The sequence below is a fragment of the Povalibacter sp. genome, assembly GCF_036735925.1.
Lineage (GTDB): Bacteria > Pseudomonadota > Gammaproteobacteria > Steroidobacterales > Steroidobacteraceae > Steroidobacter.
This window is the reverse complement of the sequence record NZ_DAINNK010000032.1, coordinates 1-16766: the sequence shown is the minus strand read 5'-3', so window position 1 is coordinate 16766 and position 16766 is coordinate 1. Positions and strand designations below refer to the sequence as shown.

12 protein-coding genes are annotated in these 16766 nt (G+C 65.2%); 7 read left to right on the top strand and 5 right to left on the bottom strand.

Annotated features, from left to right (window positions below; genetic code table 11):
• Positions 1-147 precede the first annotated feature (147 nt).
• The gene (gene gltB / locus V7D81_RS11465) at positions 148-4776 is read left to right on the top strand and encodes a glutamate synthase large subunit (protein ID WP_324316655.1); all 4629 of its coding nucleotides are present in this window, start codon (positions 148-150) and stop codon (positions 4774-4776) included.
• Positions 4777-4859: 83 nt separating this feature from the next.
• Positions 4860-6344, top strand: a complete 1485-nt coding sequence (locus V7D81_RS11460) for a glutamate synthase subunit beta (protein WP_324316654.1) — start codon at positions 4860-4862, stop codon at positions 6342-6344.
• Between the two features lie 28 nt (positions 6345-6372).
• On the opposite strand, the gene V7D81_RS11455 is transcribed toward V7D81_RS11460, so the two are convergent.
• Genes V7D81_RS11455 through V7D81_RS11440 form a run of 4 tightly spaced genes read right to left on the bottom strand, consistent with a single transcriptional unit; the run spans position 6373 to position 8853 of the window.
• Positions 6373-6864 carry a hypothetical protein gene (locus V7D81_RS11455; protein WP_324316653.1) on the bottom strand — a complete coding sequence of 164 codons (492 nt, stop codon included), beginning with the start codon at positions 6862-6864 and terminating at the stop codon, positions 6373-6375.
• The gene (locus tag V7D81_RS11450) at positions 6821-7033 is read right to left on the bottom strand and encodes a hypothetical protein (RefSeq protein WP_324316652.1); all 213 of its coding nucleotides are present in this window, start codon (positions 7031-7033) and stop codon (positions 6821-6823) included. Before V7D81_RS11450 ends, V7D81_RS11455 begins: the two co-directional genes overlap by 44 nt.
• A gap of 42 nt (positions 7034-7075) precedes the next feature.
• Positions 7076-7870, bottom strand: a complete 795-nt coding sequence (locus V7D81_RS11445) for an ABC transporter permease (RefSeq protein ID WP_324316651.1) — start codon at positions 7868-7870, stop codon at positions 7076-7078.
• 47 nt (positions 7871-7917) lie between these two features.
• A complete protein-coding gene (locus tag V7D81_RS11440) occupies positions 7918-8853 on the bottom strand; it encodes an ABC transporter ATP-binding protein (RefSeq protein WP_324316650.1) in 936 nt (311 codons plus the stop codon).
• Between the two features lie 261 nt (positions 8854-9114).
• On the opposite strand from V7D81_RS11440, the gene V7D81_RS11435 reads away from it, so the two are divergent.
• Both V7D81_RS11435 and V7D81_RS11430 read left to right on the top strand, forming a co-directional pair.
• A complete protein-coding gene (locus V7D81_RS11435) occupies positions 9115-10755 on the top strand; it encodes an AAA family ATPase (protein ID WP_324316649.1) in 1641 nt (546 codons plus the stop codon).
• Positions 10756-10758: 3 nt separating this feature from the next.
• Positions 10759-11457, top strand: coding sequence for a general secretion pathway protein GspB (locus V7D81_RS11430; protein WP_324316648.1), 699 nt, complete (start codon positions 10759-10761; stop codon positions 11455-11457).
• Between the two features lie 109 nt (positions 11458-11566).
• Here the strand turns inward: V7D81_RS11430 and V7D81_RS11425 are convergent, their stop codons facing one another.
• Positions 11567-13321: a patatin-like phospholipase family protein gene (locus V7D81_RS11425; protein ID WP_324316647.1), complete on the bottom strand. Its 1755-nt coding sequence runs from the start codon at positions 13319-13321 to the stop codon at positions 11567-11569.
• A 128-nt stretch (positions 13322-13449) separates the two neighbouring features.
• Between V7D81_RS11425 and V7D81_RS11420 the strand changes: the two genes are divergently transcribed.
• From V7D81_RS11420 to V7D81_RS11410, 3 genes are all read left to right on the top strand, one after another.
• Positions 13450-14097 (top strand): TetR/AcrR family transcriptional regulator, encoded by a 648-nt coding sequence (locus V7D81_RS11420; RefSeq protein ID WP_324316646.1) that lies wholly within the window; start codon positions 13450-13452, stop codon positions 14095-14097.
• A gap of 60 nt (positions 14098-14157) precedes the next feature.
• Positions 14158-15558, top strand: a complete 1401-nt coding sequence (locus V7D81_RS11415) for a TolC family protein (RefSeq protein WP_324316645.1) — start codon at positions 14158-14160, stop codon at positions 15556-15558.
• A 36-nt stretch (positions 15559-15594) separates the two neighbouring features.
• Positions 15595-16766: efflux RND transporter periplasmic adaptor subunit (locus V7D81_RS11410; RefSeq protein ID WP_324316644.1), on the top strand; the 1172-nt coding region annotated here is incomplete at its 3' end.

The following is a 16766-nucleotide window of genomic DNA, read 5'->3' as shown; positions in this document are numbered from 1 at the left end:
GGGCTGAAGCGAACTGATACCGGCAGGAATGCCCGTTGCTCACGGTCCCATCCATGACCGCGCGCCGGTTCCTGCCCGAAGAAGCCGCGAAAAGCGCGGATTCTGCACAGAATTTCGTCGATGAATACGATTTCGAGCGGTACCCATATGAGCACTGAGCACCACGAAGCGGCGGGTCCCTTGCGGACCGTCCGGCCCGGCAAGCAGGGTCTCTACGACCCGGCCTATGAACATGACGCCTGCGGCGTCGGCTTCATCGTGGATATCAAGGGCCGCAAATCGCACAAGATCCTGCAGGACGGCCTGCAGATCCTCACCAACCTGGACCATCGTGGTGCATGCGGCGCCGAGGTGAACACCGGCGACGGTGCGGGCGTGCTCATGCAGATGCCGCACAGGTTCCTCAAGGAAGCGGCGAAGAAGGCTCGTATCGACCTGCCCGAGTTCGGCTCGTACGGCTGCGGCATCGTCTTCTTGCCCAAGAACGCGACCCTGCGACGCCGCATCGAGGAAAAGTTCGAACAGATCGTGCAGTCGGAAGGCCAGCATGTACTCGGCTGGCGCACGGTGCCGACCAACAACTCGATGCTGGGCGAGACGGCCAAGTCCTGCGAACCGCTCATGCGGCAGGTGTTCATCGGCCGGAATGCCGAACTCCCGGATGAACTGGCCTTCGAGCGCAAGCTCTACATCATCCGCAAGCGCGCCTACAGCGAGATCCGCGCCTCCACGATGGAAGGCTCCGCGTCCTGGTACGTGGCGAGCCTGTCGCACAAGACACTCGTCTACAAAGGCATGCTGCTGACCGCGCAGCTGGCGCAGTACTTCCCGGATCTGGGCGATCCGAGCATGGAGACGGCGCTGGCGCTGGTGCACTCGCGCTTCAGCACCAACACCTTCCCGAGCTGGGACCGCGCACATCCGTACCGCTACATCGCGCACAACGGCGAGATCAACACGGTGCGCGGCAATGCCAACTGGATGCACGCGCGCGAAGCGCTGTTCCAGTCGGAAGCCTTCGGCGACGACATCGGCAAGATCCTGCCGATCATCAATCCCAACGGCTCCGACTCGGCGATGTTCGACAACACGCTCGAACTGCTGGTGCTCGCCGGCCGCTCGCTGCCGCACGCGATGATGATGATGATTCCCGAACCGTGGTCGAACCATCAGACCATGAACGACGCCAAGCGCGCCTTCTACCAGTACCACGCCTCGCTGATGGAGCCGTGGGACGGCCCGGCCTCGATCTGTTTCACCGACGGCACGCAGATGGGCGCGCTGCTCGATCGCAACGGCCTGCGTCCTTCGCGTTACTACGTCACGAAGGATGACGTGGTCATCATGGCGTCGGAAGCCGGCGTGCTGGAAATCGATCCGGCGAACGTCGTGCAGAAGGGCCGCCTGCAGCCGGGCAAGATGTTCCTGGTCGATACCGCGCAGGGCCGCATCGTTCCGGACGAAGAGATCAAGAAGGCCATCGCCACCGAACGTCCGTATCGCGAGTGGCTGACCGATCATCAGATCCATCTGAACGATCTGCCGCAGGCGCCCGAAGTGCCGCAGCCGGATCACGACACGCTGCTGCAGCGTCAGATCGCGTTCGGCTATACGTTCGAAGACGAGCGCATGCTGCTCGCGCCGATGGCGCAGAACGGCGTCGAAGCCGTGGGTTCGATGGGCAACGACACGCCGCTCGCCGTGCTGTCGAACAAGCCGCGCCTGCTCTATGACTATTTCAAACAGCTGTTCGCGCAGGTCACGAATCCGCCGATCGACTGCATCCGCGAAGAGATCATCACCTCGGCCGAAACCCGTCTCGGCTCCGAAGGCAACCTGCTCAATCCGCAGCCGGCCGATTGTCGCCGTCTCGAACTGAAGTGGCCGATCCTGACGAACGAAGAGTTCGCCAAGCTGCGCCGCATGGATCTGCCGGGTCTGAAGGTCGGCGTGCTGCCGAGCCTGTTCCGCGTCACGCGCGGCGAGAAAGGCCTGGTCAAGTCGATGGAAGAGATCCGCCTGATGGCGCGGCGCATGATCGAAGAGGAAGAGGTGAACGTCCTCATCCTCAGCGACCGCGGCGTGAATCGCGAGTTCGCGCCGATCCCGGCGCTGCTCGCCATCGCCGGCCTGCATCACTACCTGATCCGCGAAGGCCTGCGCACCCGCGTCAGCCTCGTGATCGAAACCGGCGAAGCGCGCGAGGTGCATCACTTCTCGCTGCTGATCGGTTACGGCGCGAGCGCCATCAACCCATACGTCGCCTTCGAAACCATCGACGGCATGATCCGCGACGAGCGCCTGGTCAACATCGATCACAAGAAGGCCTGCCAGAACCTGGTGAAGGCCGCGACCAAGGGCGTCATCAAGGTCATGGCGAAGATGGGCATCTCCGCGATCCAGAGCTATCGCGGCGCCCAGGTGTTCGAGGCGGTCGGCCTGCGTCAGGACGTGATCGACGAATACTTCACCTGGACGGCCTCGCGCATCGGCGGCATCGGCATGGACGTGATCGCGCAGGAAGTGCTGGTGCGCCACAAGGCCGCGTTCCCGGAACGCCGCGTCGACGGTCACACGCTGCCGGTCGGCGGCCAGTACCAGTGGCGCTCGGACGGCGAATATCACCTGTTCAATCCGGAAACGATCCATCGCCTGCAGAAGAGCGTGCGCACCGACAACTTCGCCATGTTCAAGGAATACTCGAAGCTGGTGAACGACGCGTCGACGAACATCGCGACGCTGCGTGGTCTGCTGGAATTCAAGAACGGCGAGTCCGTGCCGCTCGACGAAGTCGAACCGATCGAAAGCATCATGAAGCGCTTCAAGACCGGCGCGATGTCGTACGGTTCGATCAGCAAGGAAGCGCACGAAACGCTGGCGATTGCGATGAACCGCATCGGCGGTCGCAGCAACACCGGCGAAGGCGGCGAAGATCCCGAACGCTTCAAGACGCTGCCGAACGGCGACTCGAAGAACTCGGCCATCAAGCAGGTGGCTTCGGGCCGCTTCGGCGTCACCAGCGAATACCTGGTCAATGCGCGCGAAATCCAGATCAAGATGGCGCAGGGCGCAAAGCCCGGCGAAGGCGGCCAGCTCCCCGGCGGCAAGGTGTATCCGCCGATCGCCAAGACGCGTCATACGACGGCGGGCGTCGGCCTGATTTCGCCGCCGCCGCATCACGACATCTATTCGATCGAAGATCTGGCCGAGCTGATCCACGATCTCAAGAACGCGAATCGCCGCGCCCGCATCAGCGTCAAGCTGGTGGCGGAAGTCGGCGTCGGCACGGTCGCCGCGGGCGTCGCGAAGGCGCATGCGGATGTCGTGCTGGTGAGCGGCTATGACGGCGGCACTGGCGCGTCGCCGCAGACCTCCATCATGCATGCCGGCCTGCCGTGGGAACTCGGCCTCGCCGAAACCCACCAGACGCTCGTCATGAACAACCTGCGTTCGCGCGTCGCGGTGGAAACCGACGGCCAGCTCAAGACCGGCCGTGACGTGATCATCGCCGCGCTGCTGGGCGCCGAAGAGTTCGGCTTCGCCACGGCGCCGCTGGTCGCGACGGGCTGCATCATGATGCGCGTGTGTCATCTCAACACCTGCCCGGTGGGCGTGGCGACGCAGGATCCGCGCCTGCGCGAGCGCTACATGGGCAAGCCCGAACATGCCGTGAATTTCATGCGCTTCATCGCCATGGAAATGCGCGAACTGATGGCGCAGCTCGGCTTCCGCACCATCGAGGAAATGATCGGCCGCGTCGACAAGCTCGAAGCCCGCAAGGCCATCGCGCACTGGAAGGCGAAGGGCCTGGACTTCAGCAACCTGCTGTACCAGCCCGATGCCGGCAACGACATCGGCCGCTTCAAGCAGATCGAGCAGGATCACGGCATAGAGAAGTCGCTCGACCTGACGCAGCTGCTCGACCTGTGCAAGCCCGCGATCGAGCGCGGCGAGAAGGTCACGGCCAACCTGACCATCCGCAACATCAATCGCGTGTTCGGCACGATCACGGGCAGCGAAGTCACCCGCAAGTACGGCGCCGCCGGTCTGCCGGAAGACACGATCCAGGTGAATCTCACCGGTTCGGCCGGCCAGAGCTTCGGCGCGTTCGTGCCGCGCGGCATGACGCTGCGTCTCGAAGGCGATGCCAACGACTACGTCGGCAAGGGTCTCTCGGGCGGCAAGCTCATCGTGTATCCGTCGAAGCAGTCCACGTTCAGGACCTGGGAAAACATCATCGTCGGCAACGTCGCGCTGTACGGCGCCACCAGCGGCGAGGTGTACCTGGCCGGCATGGCGGGCGAACGCTTCTGCGTCCGCAACAGCGGCGTGCATGCCATCGTCGAAGCCGTGGGCGATCACGGCTGCGAATACATGACCGGCGGACGCGTCATCGTGCTGGGCGGCGTCGGCCGCAACTTCGGTGCCGGCATGTCGGGCGGCGTGGCCTACATCTTCGACGAGCGCGGCGACGCGCGCGTCAACATCAATGCCGACATGGTCGAGATTGGCGGACTCGACGAACCCGAAGAAATCGCCGCCGTGAAAGCCATGATCGAACGCCACCTGCACTACACGGGCAGCGCCCGCGCCCAGCAGGTGCTGGATGCGTGGGACAAATCGGTGAAGCAGTTCGTGCGCGTGATGCCGCGCGACTACAAGCGCATGCTCGCCTGTATCGCCCGTGCCCACGAACAGGGCCTCACCGGCGACGACGCGATCATGGAAGCGTTCGAAGAGAACGCCCGCGACCTGGCACGCGTCGGCGGCAACTGACCTCCGGTTCCCTCCTCCGCTCGCGGGGGAGGGTCAGGGAGGGGGCCGCTGCTACTGAACGACTACGAATCGAAGACTGAAACATGGGAAAGCCGACCGGATTCATCGAGTACCTGCGGGAACTGCCCGTCGATCGCACGCCGCAGGAACGCGTCCGCGACTGGAAAGAATTCCATCACCACATGGAAGAGAAACGCCTGCGCAACCAGGCGGCGCGCTGCATGGACTGCGGCGTTCCCTTCTGTCACACGGGCAAGCTGGTCAGCGGCATGGCCTCCGGCTGCCCGATCAACAACGTGATCCCGGAATGGAATGACCTGATCTATCGCGGGCTGTGGCACGAGGCGCTCGATCGCCTGCACATGACCAACAACTTCCCCGAGTTCACCGGCCGCGTCTGTCCCGCGCCGTGCGAAGGCTCGTGCGTGCTCGGCATGAACAATCCGCCGGTCACGATCAAGACCATCGAAGCGGCGATCATCGACAAGGGCTGGGAAGAAGGCTGGGTGCTGCCCGAGCCGCCGAAGAACCGCACCGGCAAGAAAGTCGCCGTCATCGGTTCTGGCCCCGCCGGCCTCTCGGCCGCAGCGCAGTTGAATCGCGCCGGCCACACGGTGACGGTGCTCGAGCGCGCCGATCGCCCCGGCGGCCTGCTCATGTACGGCATTCCGAACATGAAGCTCGACAAGCGTGAAGTGGTCGAACGCCGCCTGCAGCTCATGGAACAGGAAGGCGTGAAGTTCATCTGCAACGCCAACGTTGGCGAGAACGTCGAAGCCCAGCTGCTGCTCAAGGACTTCGATGCCATCGTGATCTGCACCGGCGCCACCCAGCCGCGCGATCTGCCGGTCGAAGGCCGCGATCTCAAGGGCATTCATTTCGCGATGGAGTACCTGACCAAGAGCACGCAATCGCTGCTCGACGGCGGTCCGGATCAATGCCCGATCCACGCGCGCGACAAGGACGTGATCGTCATCGGCGGCGGCGACACCGGCACCGACTGCGTCGGCACGGCCGTGCGTCACGGCTGCAGGAGCATCACGCAGCTGGAAATCATGGCGAAGCCGCCGATGGATCGCGCGGCCGACAATCCCTGGCCGGAGTGGCCCAAGGTCTACAAGATGGATTACGGCCAGGAAGAAGCCGCGGCGAAGTTCGGTGCCGATCCGCGCGCCTATCTCACCACCGTGAAGCGCTTCGGTGCCGATGCCCAGGGCAACGTCAGCGAAGTCGTGACCGTACAGATCACCTGGTCGAAGAACGACAAGGGCCAGTTCGTGCCGGTCGAAGTACCGGGTTCGGAGAAGTCCTATCCGGCCCAGCTCGTGCTGCTCGCCATGGGCTTCCTCGGCCCCGAGCAGATGCTGCTCAAGGATCTCGCGCTCGAAGCCGATCCGCGCAGCAACATCAAGGCCGAGCACGGCAAGTACAACACCAACCTCAAGGGCGTCTTCGCCGCCGGCGACTGCCGCCGCGGCCAGAGCCTGGTGGTGTGGGCGATCAACGAAGGTCGCGGCGCAGCGCGCGAGTGCGACCGGTATCTGATGGGGACGACGGAGCTGCCGTAAGAAGCGGTTGGCGGCGAGCGGGTAGCCGCTAGCCGCTTTCCCCATCGTGCTGAGCTTCGCGAATCGCCCTGAGTTCCTTGGCCGCCAGCAGATCCTTTTCCCGGCCCAGGGCTTCCTTGGCTGCGATCAGATCATCGAGACCGATCACGCGGATGCGGCGACCGAACAGCACGATCTCGATTGCCTTTGCATTGACCCGCTCGAAGCCACCGACACCCGTGATGGACGTCAGCAGATCGACGGGTCCGACGTCCGTCTGAAGGTACAGGTTGCGGACCGACACACCGGGCTCGGGGTTGTCGAGGAATGACAGACGCTGCGGCGTAAGCCGATGGACCGGCTTCAGATCGTGCAGCGCCGTTCGCAGCTTCGCCACGTTCTCATCGGTCAACACGGCGCAAAGATCGATGGCGCACGTGACCAGCGAGGAGCCGTACAGCATCCCCGCAAAGCCTCCGACGATGACGAATGGAATGTCAGCGTCGCAGAGAATCTGCAGAAGGCGATTCAGCTCGTTCACGGAGTTGCTTGCCGACCGCTTCCAGTTCCAGAGCCAGTTGCAGTGCAGCCTGATGCTGCAGGGCGCGCTGTTCGTAGGAGCACCGCAGACTCTCCTCCATGAGGCTGAGATCGAACCCTGCCTGCTGGGCTGCAAGACAGGCCGGGGTTGTTGCGTTGACTACGTTCATCGCAGGCCGAGCCTAGCAGAGCACCCGCCGGTCTGACACCGCCTACTCCCTCGTCCCCACGCCCCGCTGCAGTAGCCACACGCAGGCGACATACAGCACGACGACGGCGCCGATCATGATGGCGTAGGCGAATCCCACGTTCACGTCCGACACCCCGATGAAGCCGAAGCGGAAGGCGTTCACCATGTACAGGATCGGATTCGCGTGCGAGACATGCTGCGCCCACTGCGGCAGCATCTCGATCGTGTAGAACACGCCGCCCAGGTAGGTCAGCGGCGTCAGCACGAAGGTCGGGATGAAGGTGATCTGATCGAAGTTCTTGGCGAAGATCGCGTTGATCATGCCGAGCAGCGAGAACACGATCGAACTCAGCAGTACGGCGGACATCACGACCAGCATGTCGTGCACGTGCAGGTGCGTGAAGATGAGGGTGATGACGGTCACTACGCCGCCGACCACCAGGCCGCGACTGACGCCGCCGACCACGTAGCCGGCGACGATCAGCCAGTTCGGTAGCGGCGAGACCAGCAGTTCTTCGATGTGCTTGCCGAACTTGGCGCCGAAGAACGACGAGACCACGTTGCCGTACGAGTTCGTGATCACCTGCATCATGATGAGGCCGGGCGCGATGTACTGGATGTACGTGTAGCCGCCCATGTCGCCGAGACGACGGCCGATCAGGCTGCCGAAGATGACGAAGTAGAGCGTCGCGGTGATCGCCGGCGGAACGACGGTCTGGCTCCAGATGCGGACGATGCGGCTGAACTCGCGGATGACGATGGTGTTGAAGCCGACGAGATTCGTGTGCGCCAGGTTGGGTTCGGCAGGTGTGCTCATGGCGGTCGCTTGCGTTGTCTGTGTCATGGATGTCAGCCCTGGCCGGGTCAAACGTGGGCCGCCGCCTGCTCGCTGCCCTTGTCGACCAGCCGCATGAACAGTTCCTCCAGCCGGTTCGACTTGTTGCGCATCGACAGCACTTCGATGCCGACGCCACTCAGGCGCGAAAAGATGTCGTTGAGGTTCTGGTCCTTGGAGACTTCGATCTCCAGCGTGTGATCGTCCGGCATCGTCACGGTGTAACCGGGCAGCGCCGGCGCGGCCGCGATCGGATTGCGCAGATTGAAGACGAACACTTCGGTCTGCAGCTTGCGCAGCACGCGGCTCATGCGATCGTTCTCGATGATGCGGCCCTTGTCGATGATGGCGACGTGCCGGCAGAGGTTCTCCGCCTCTTCGAGATAGTGCGTGGTGAGGATGATGGTCGTGCCGGCGGCGTTGATGTCGCGCATGAACGTCCACATCGTGCGCCGCACTTCAATGTCCACGCCGGCCGTGGGCTCGTCCAGGATCAGTAGCCGCGGTTCGTGCATCAGCGCGCGGGCGATCATCAGCCGGCGCTTCATGCCGCCCGACAGGCTGCGCGCGACCGCGTTGCGCTTGTCCCAGAGCTGCAGGGCGTTGAGGTTCTTCTCCAGACGCTCGCGCGCGGTATGACGCGGAATGCCGTAGAAACCGGCCTGGTTGATCAGGATGGTCGTCACCGTCTCGAACTGGTTGAAGTTCATTTCCTGCGGCACGAGGCCGATGCAGGACTTGGCCGCCGCCAGTTCCCGGTCGATGTCGTGCCCGAACACCTCGACCGTGCCGCCGCTCTTGTTCACCAGCGAGGTCACGATCCCGATCGCGGTGGTCTTGCCAGCGCCGTTCGGTCCGAGCAGCGCGAAGAAGTCGCCCTCTTCCACGTCGAGGTCGATGCCCTTGAGCGCCTGAACCCCGTTCTTGTAGGTCTTGGTCAGACCGCGAAATGACAGTGCCTGCATGTGAGGAATGACGCTACAGCCTTGAGTGAGGACGGAAAAACACGCGCGGAAGCGGGGACGAAATCGGCGCGCAAGCGTATCGGTCCCCTCCGGGGCGAGCAAGGCGAGTCCCGTCACGAATGAGATGACGGCGCGACAGGAGCGTCCGCATCGCCAACGACACAGCAGCGCCACCGCGTGGCCGCAAAGCTTTCGCCGCGCGTAGCGGCGATGGCATTATCCCGTCCCCGAGCCGCGGTTCGACCGTCCCCCTAAGTCCCTATGTACGCGAGCTTTTTTGGCCTGACCGAAAAGCCGTTCGCCATCACGCCGGATCCGCGTTACCTCTTCATGAGTGCGCGGCACGCCGAGGCGCTCGCACACCTGCTGTACGGCATCACCGAGGCCGGCGGCTTCATCCAGCTCACCGGCGAAGTGGGCACGGGCAAGACCACCGTGGTGCGTTCGCTGCTCGAACGCATGCCCGGTCACGCCGACGTCGCGGTGATCCTCAATCCGCAGCTGTCGCCGCTGCAGTTCGTCGTGACGATCTGCGAGGAACTCGGCCTCTTCCTGCGCGACGAGGACACGACCAGCCTCAAGGATCTGATCGACACGCTGAATCGGCGCCTGCTCGACGCGCACGCCAAGGGCCGTCGCGTCGTGGTGATCGTCGACGAGGCACAGAATCTTTCGCCCGAGACGCTGGAGCAGGTGCGCCTGCTGACCAATCTCGAAACGGCCTCGCACAAGCTGCTGCAGATCATCCTGATCGGCCAGCCCGAACTGCGCGAAGTGCTCGATCGCGTCGAGCTGCGTCAGCTCGCGCAGCGCATCACCGGCCGCTATCACCTCGATCCGCTGTCGAAGCACGAAACTGCGCTGTACGTGAACCATCGCCTGCGCGTCGCGGGTGCCAACGGCGAGATCTTCACCGGCGCCGCATTGCGTGAAATCCATCGCCTCAGCAATGGCATTCCGCGCATCATCAATGTCATCTGCGACCGCGCCCTGCTCGGCGCCTTCACGCAGGAATCGCATCGCGTCGGTCCGTCGCTGGTGCGTGCCGCGGCCGGCGAAGTCTATGGCCGGCCGTTCAGTCCGCCGTGGATGAAGGCCGCGGCAGGCGCATCGATCGCCGCGGCGCTCGCAGTCATGGGCATCGGCCTGTGGCTGCTGATGAAGAAGCAGACGCACGAACCGGCAGCCGTCGCCCTGGCTTCGCCGCCGCCGGCAGCGCAGCCAGCACCGACGCCGGCAATCGTTCCGCCGCCCGCGCCGCCCGAAGCGCGCGATATCGCCGACGTGCTGCGCGATCACGCCAGCGAAACCAATACCGAAGGCGCCTTCTCGCAGATGTTCGCCGCCTGGGGCGCGAAGTACGATCCGCTCGGCGCGAGGCCCTGCGATCAGGCGCTGCAGCAGGGTCTCGAATGCGTCTACCAGCAGGGCTCGTGGGGTCAGCTGCGCACGCTGAACCGCCCGGCCATCCTCACGCTGATCGACGACAACGGCAGCGCGCACCAGGTCACGGTGACCGGACTGAACGACACCGACAACGCACTCATCGCGCTCGCCAACTCGCAGCCCGAAGTCTCGATCGCCTCGATCTCGCGACTCTGGTACGGCGACTACCTCGTGCTGTGGCGGCCGCAGGTGGCCACGTCGCCGCGCGCGCTGTCGGCCGGCATGCGCGGCGACGGCGTTCGCTGGCTGCGGCGCAGCCTCAATTCGCTGCAGGGCCAGCCGGACCGGTCCGCCAGCGACGTTTACGATCAGGAGCTCGTGAAGATGGTGGAGGATTTCCAGCGTCGGCATCGTCTGAACGTCGACGGCATCGCCGGCGTACAGACGCAGATCGTGCTCGACACGCTCAGCAACAAGGTGGGCGGTCCGCTGCTGCTGGCGCAGGCGGGAGGCTGACGCATGAGCTTCATTCTCGATGCGCTGAAGAAATCCGAGAACGAACGTCAGCGCACCATCGGACCCTCGCTCGCCGATGCGCCCGCACGCGCGCCGCAGAGCGAGCGTCCGTGGTGGGCCGTGGCCGTCGCCGGATTGCTGGTCGGCAATCTCGCGATCCTGCTCTTCGTGCTGCTGCGCGATGACAAGGCGCCGGCAGCGGCTGCGCCCGTCGCTGCGGCGGTGACGACAGCCCCGGCCGCGTCACCGGTTCCCTACACGCGCACGCCGCCGGCGAGCCGGCCGAGCATCGATCCGTCGGTCCGTTCGCTCGCGGAAGAGGCCGGTGCTTCCGCAGAGAGCTACGAAGGCAGCGACTTCGTGGACGACTCCGGTTTCGACGAACACCCGCCGGCTGCCGCCGCCGCTCGTCCGATCGAACCGCCTGCGGTTGCACCGCTTGCAGCGCGCCCGGCTGCCGAGCCGCGCGCCGAAGTCCTGCCGAACGCGTCGTCGCTCATCGCGAGCGGCACGTCGCTGCCCGACATGCGGCTCGACATCCACGTCTACTCGAATACGCCGTCGGAGCGCTTCGTCTTCATCAACATGCGCAAGTACACCGAAGGCCAGACGCTCACCGAGGGGCCGACCGTGGAGCGCATCACGCCGGAAGGCGCGGTGCTCAACCAGCAGGGACTGCGATTCGTTCTGCCGCGGCAATAGCGTCTCGGGGGACTTTGCTCTGCCCTGACTGTGGGGCCGGCTTCAGCCGGCCTTTTCGCAGTCAGGCTGAAGCCTGACCTGCAGCAAGAACAGATTGTCGGCCACGGTCCTACCCCCGCTGCCATTCGCTGAGCCGCTGCTGTGCATGCCGGTAGCCGACATCGACGGCGCGCTCGAATGCGCGCCAGTTCAGCATGTCGATCTGTTCCAGCGGCGGCTGCAGCAGCAGATCCGAAATCTCGTGTCGTGCCGCACGATTGCCGGCGCTGTTGATCATGCCGGCGCGCCACAGGATCTGCAGGATGTTCACCGGCTGTTTGCGGCCGCGGAACCACTGCGGCATCTTCCAGAACGGCGGCACGTCCGAATCCACGGTGTCGGTGACGAAGGCGCGGTCGGAACCGACATCGACGCCGATCACCTGGCCGAGTCCCGCTTCGCGCATGACGTCCACGGGCAGGTTGTTGATGGTGGCGCCGTCGACGAACAGCTCGCCCTTGTGAACCACCGGCGGCAGCACGCCGGGAATCGCGACCGACGCGCGCAGCCAGCGCCATAGTTCGCCGCGTCGGTGCAGCGCGAGCTGGCCGGTGCTGAGATTCGAGGACACGCAGAAGAACGGCAGCGGAATGTCCTCGATCTGCAGATCTGCGAATTCGCGCTTCAGCAGTCGCGTGACCTTGCGGCCCGATACCAGCGACACCAGCGGCAGGGTGTAGTCGTTGAGGGGATTGGTGCGCACGAAGCACTCGTAGACGCGCCGGTTCAGCTCCTCCGCACTCCATTCCAGCGCGAAACCGGCAGCAATGATGGCGCCGATGCTGGTACCGCCGACCGCATCGATCGTGATGCCGGCTTCACGCACCGCGCGCAGCACGCCGATGTGCGCGAAGCCGCGCGCGCCGCCGCCCGAGAGCACGATGCCGAGGCCGCGGCCGGTGAGCAGCCGCGCCAGCCGCGCGATGTCGGCCGTGCCGCGCACGTGGTGATACGGCATGCCCGGGCGGACATCGAGCCACGCGGCAGCGACGCCGGGCAGCAGCCGTTCCTTGTGCAGCAGCACCAGTTCCGTTCGCTGCGCCACGGGCCGCACCTGATGATTCGCGAACGCCGGCCAGTCGGCGGGTTTCGAGTCGGCCTGCGCCAGCAGCAGCACGACGTCCGCCTGACGCAGGCACAGCTTGCTCCAGCTCGTCGGACCGGGATCGCAGACATACACGACGAATTCGTTGGCGCGCTCGACGGTGTGGAACCACAGGCTCGTGTGATCGGCGCCGCGCTGGCTCCAGACCAGTTCGGTGCGGCCGGCATGTTCGAGATGCGTGGCAAGCTGCGCGGCGAAGCTGGTCGCATGCGCGTGCTTGTCGTTGGGCACGACGGCGAAGGTTCGCGGCGTTGCGCGCCGGCCGCGCACCTGGTTCTGCGAAGCATCGAGCCGCTGCGCCATCAGCTGCGCGACGCGCAGCAGGCCTTGCGGATGCGACAGCATCAATTGTTCGAAGGCTTCGCGCGAAAGACGGCCGAGTTCGCTGTCGCGCAGCGCGATGACGGTGGCGTTGCGCGGCTTGCCGGAAATCAGCGCCATCTCGCCGACGGTTTCGCCCGCGGCGATCGTGCCGACCAGGCGGCGATGGCCTTCGGCCGAAGCGGAATAGGCGCCGAGATTGCCGCTGATGACCAGGTACAGCGCGTCCGGCGCGTCGCCGGCTTCGAACAGCGTGGTGCCGCCCGGCAGCGCGAACCATTCGATCTGCGCGGTGATGCCATCCAGCAGTTCGGGCTCGAGTCCCTCGAACAGCGGCAGCCGCCGCACGATCGCGGGAAGATCAGCCCATTCCGCTTCCTGTTCGCTTTGTAGTCCCATGCGTCGCTGGATGACTGACGTGGGCGCGAGTGTGGGCCCTGGGCACTCGTCCAGCCAGCTGGGACTGTTCACCTGGACATGAATTGATCCATTGACATTGTGTCAATGCATTCGCTAGGGTGCCGCGCATGTCGTACATCGCCGAAAGACGCCAGGAAGAAAAGGATCGCCGCCGCGCCGAGATCGTCGATGCGGCCGAGGCCCTGTACCGGGAGATGGGCTGGGACGCCGTGACCATGGACAGCGTCGCCCGGCGCGCGCGCCTGAGCCGTGCGCTGGTGTACGTGTACTTCAAGGACAAGCGCGACCTGCATTTCGCCATCGCGGCGCGCGCCATGGAAACGCTGCGCCAGCGCTTCGAGGAAGCCAGCGCCCGCACCCGCCTGGGCATGGAGAAGGTCGAGGCGCTGGGCCGCGCCTACATGGCGTATGGGCATGAATTTCCGCACTATTTCGATGCCTGCGCACGTCTCGAACTGCATGCGCCCGACGCCGGCGAGGGCAGTCCGCAGGAAAGCTCCTCGCTCGAAGCCGGCAAGCGTGTGCACCAGATCGTCGAAGAGGCACTCGCCATCGGCCAGCGCGATGGCACGGTGCGCGGCGATCTGGGCGATCTCGCCATCACCTCGCGCGTACTGTGGGGCTTCACGCACGGACTGATCCAGATCGCGATCACCAAGGGCGCCCTGCTCGCCGACCAGGGCATCAGCGTTTCCCAGCTCACCCAGCACGCCATCGACCTGATCCGTCGCACCCTGTCGGGTCCGGCGGATTAGCTCTTTTTTTGACCGATTTTTGACAACTGTCTACCGTTTTTACACACGAGAACGAAGGGAATGAGGTTTCTCCAGATCATTGCCGGCCTGTGCCTGATGCCGCTCGCTGCGTTGTCGCAGCCGGTCGCGGACTTCGACACGACGGTCGAGAACTATGTCGCCGAAGGCCTGCGGACCAATCTGGGACTGCAGACGGAAGGCCTCGAGGTCGAGAAGGCGACGCAGGCGCTCGCCGAAGCACGCGCCCGGTTCTTTCCGGAGCTGTCGATGCAGGCGCGGTACACGCGCGCGGAGGGCGGCCGCGTCATCGAGTTTCCCATCGGCGATGCGCTGAATCCCGTCTACGCGACGCTGAACGACATGCTGGCAGCGCAGGGCCAGCCCGCGCCGTTTCCGCAGCTCGCCAATGTCGAGATTCCCTTCCTGCGCGAGAAGGAACAGGACACGCGGCTGCTGCTGCGCCAGCCGCTGTATGCCCCGACCCTTTCCGCCGCCGTGCGCGCGCAGAGTGCGCTGCTCGGCGCGAGCAATTACCGGCGCATGGCGATCGCACGCACCCTGCGCCGCGACATCACCGGTGCCTACATCGACTGGCTCAAGGCGCGCAGTTCCACCGAGATCGTCGCTGCCAGCGAAGAGCTGCTGCGCGAGAACGTGCGCGTCAATCAGTCGCTGTTCGACAACGGCAAGGTCACCGAAGACCAGGTCCTGCGCGCGAAGGCGGAACTGCTCGAAGTCGAACAGCAGAAGCGCGAAGTGGCGAACCTGACGACGCAGGCGCAGAGCTGGTTCAACTTCCTGCTGAACCGCGACCTGCTGACGTCGATCGACGCGACCGCCGCGCCGAATACGCTGGCCCAACAGCCTTCGGCCCTGGAACGACTCTGGTCCGACGCCTTGCAGCGCCGCCCCGAAGTCGCGCAGGTCGAACGGCTGAAACAGGCGAGCACCGAACAGGTGACGCTGGCACGCAAACAGAAGTGGCCGATGCTCGCCTTCGCCGTCGACGCCGGCTCCCAGGGCGAGGAATACCGTTTCGGCGAGGGTTACAACTTCGGCACGGCTTCGCTGATGTTCACGTGGAAGCTCTTCGACGGCGGCGGCGACAACGCACGCGTGGCGCAGGCCCGCGCGACCGAGCGGCAACTGGTGCTGCGTCAGGAAGAAGTCGCCCAGCAGATCCGTCTCGAAGTCCAGCAGGCCTTCAATCGTCTGACGACGGCGCGCGATTCGCTCGCCACGGCGCAGGCGCGCGCCGAAGCGGCCAGTGCGGCCTTCCGCATCGCCAGCCGCAAACGCGACGAAGGCGTGATCAACCAGGTCGAGTTCATCGATGCGCGCAGCACGCTGACCAGCGCCGAGCTGAACCTCAACCTCACGCGTTTCAACGTGCTCGCGCGGCGTGCCGATCTCGAGTACGCGACATCGAGCGGCGATCTGCCGCTCGATCCAGGGATCTGAGAATCGAAAGTGACGGATGTGACGAAGGTGATGACAGTGACGAAGGCAAAAGAAGCCGGTGTGCGCGTGGCGCTGATCGCAGCAACGGCCGCATTCGGCCTGGCCGGCTGCAAGGGCAAGACCGAAGAGGCCATCGTCACGGCGACACCCGTGCGCGTGGCCGCCGCATTCAACGGTCCGGCCGCGCCGCCCATCCACACCAACGGGCTGCTGCTCAACAAGGACGAGATCCGTCTGTCGTTCAAGATGGGCGGCGTCATCCGTCAGCTCGCGGTGCGCGAGGGCGATCGCGTGCGCAAGGGCCAGAAGCTGGCGGAGATCGAACTGGCGGAAGTCAATGCGCAGGTCGAGCAGGCTCGCCAGGCCCATGAGAAAGCGCAGCGCGACGTCGAACGCGGCGAGCGCCTGTACGCCGATCAGGTGATCAGCCTGGAACAGCTGCAGGATCTGCGCACGCAAAGCGCGGTGAGCGAGGCCGCGCTGAAGTCGGCGCAGTTCAATTCCAGCTACTCGTCGATCGTCGCGCCCCGCGATGGCACGGTGCTGCGCCGGCTGGCGGAAGAACGCGAACTGGTCGCGGCCGGCAATCCGGTGCTGGTGCTGGGCGCGCAGGACAAGGGTTTCGTGGTGCGCGCCGGCCTCGCCGACCGCGAGATCGTGCAGATCAAGCCGCACGATGCGGCGAACGTGCGGCTCGATGCGCTGCCGGGCGTGACGCTGACCGGCAAGGTCAGCGAGATCGCCAGCGCCGCCGATCCGGCCAGCGGCCTGTTCAACATCGAAGTGCAGCTCGATGCGACGACCCAGCCGCTGAAGAGCGGCCTCGTCGCCAAGCTCGACATCGTGCCGGCCACCGCGCATGCGGCGGAACGCGTGTACGTGCCCATCGCCGCCATCGTCGAAGGCAACGGCCGGCGCGCCAGCGTCTTCGTGCTCGACGGCAAGCACGCGCGACGGCGTGAAGTGGAAGTGGCGTTCATCGAGAACGCTGCCGTTGCGCTGGTTGCTGGCGTGGAGAGCGGCGAGACCGTCGTGACCGATGGTTCTCTGTATCTCGAAGACGGTGAGACTGTCGCCGTGCAGTCGGAGACCCCCTCCCTGCCCTCCCCCGCTGCGCGGAGGAGGGATGAAGATCCGGCCCCCTCCCCCGCGCAGCGGGGAGGAGGCGAGCGAATGCGCGCCGGAATCCCCCAGCGAGGGGAGAGGGT

Excerpts from the sequence above, each read along its gene's own strand:
- gltB (WP_324316655.1), top strand. The coding sequence starts at position 148 with ATGAGCACTGAGCACCACGAAGCGGCGGGTCCCTTGCGGACCGTCCGG.
- V7D81_RS11460 (WP_324316654.1), top strand. The coding sequence starts at position 4,860 with ATGGGAAAGCCGACCGGATTCATCGAGTACCTGCGGGAACTGCCCGTC.
- V7D81_RS11450 (WP_324316652.1), bottom strand. The coding sequence starts at position 7,033 with ATGAACGTAGTCAACGCAACAACCCCGGCCTGTCTTGCAGCCCAGCAG.
- V7D81_RS11445 (WP_324316651.1), bottom strand. The coding sequence starts at position 7,870 with ATGAGCACACCTGCCGAACCCAACCTGGCGCACACGAATCTCGTCGGC.
- V7D81_RS11440 (WP_324316650.1), bottom strand. The coding sequence starts at position 8,853 with ATGCAGGCACTGTCATTTCGCGGTCTGACCAAGACCTACAAGAACGGG.
- V7D81_RS11435 (WP_324316649.1), top strand. The coding sequence starts at position 9,115 with ATGTACGCGAGCTTTTTTGGCCTGACCGAAAAGCCGTTCGCCATCACG.
- V7D81_RS11430 (WP_324316648.1), top strand. The coding sequence starts at position 10,759 with ATGAGCTTCATTCTCGATGCGCTGAAGAAATCCGAGAACGAACGTCAG.
- V7D81_RS11425 (WP_324316647.1), bottom strand. The coding sequence starts at position 13,321 with ATGGGACTACAAAGCGAACAGGAAGCGGAATGGGCTGATCTTCCCGCG.
- V7D81_RS11420 (WP_324316646.1), top strand. The coding sequence starts at position 13,450 with ATGTCGTACATCGCCGAAAGACGCCAGGAAGAAAAGGATCGCCGCCGC.
- V7D81_RS11415 (WP_324316645.1), top strand. The coding sequence starts at position 14,158 with ATGAGGTTTCTCCAGATCATTGCCGGCCTGTGCCTGATGCCGCTCGCT.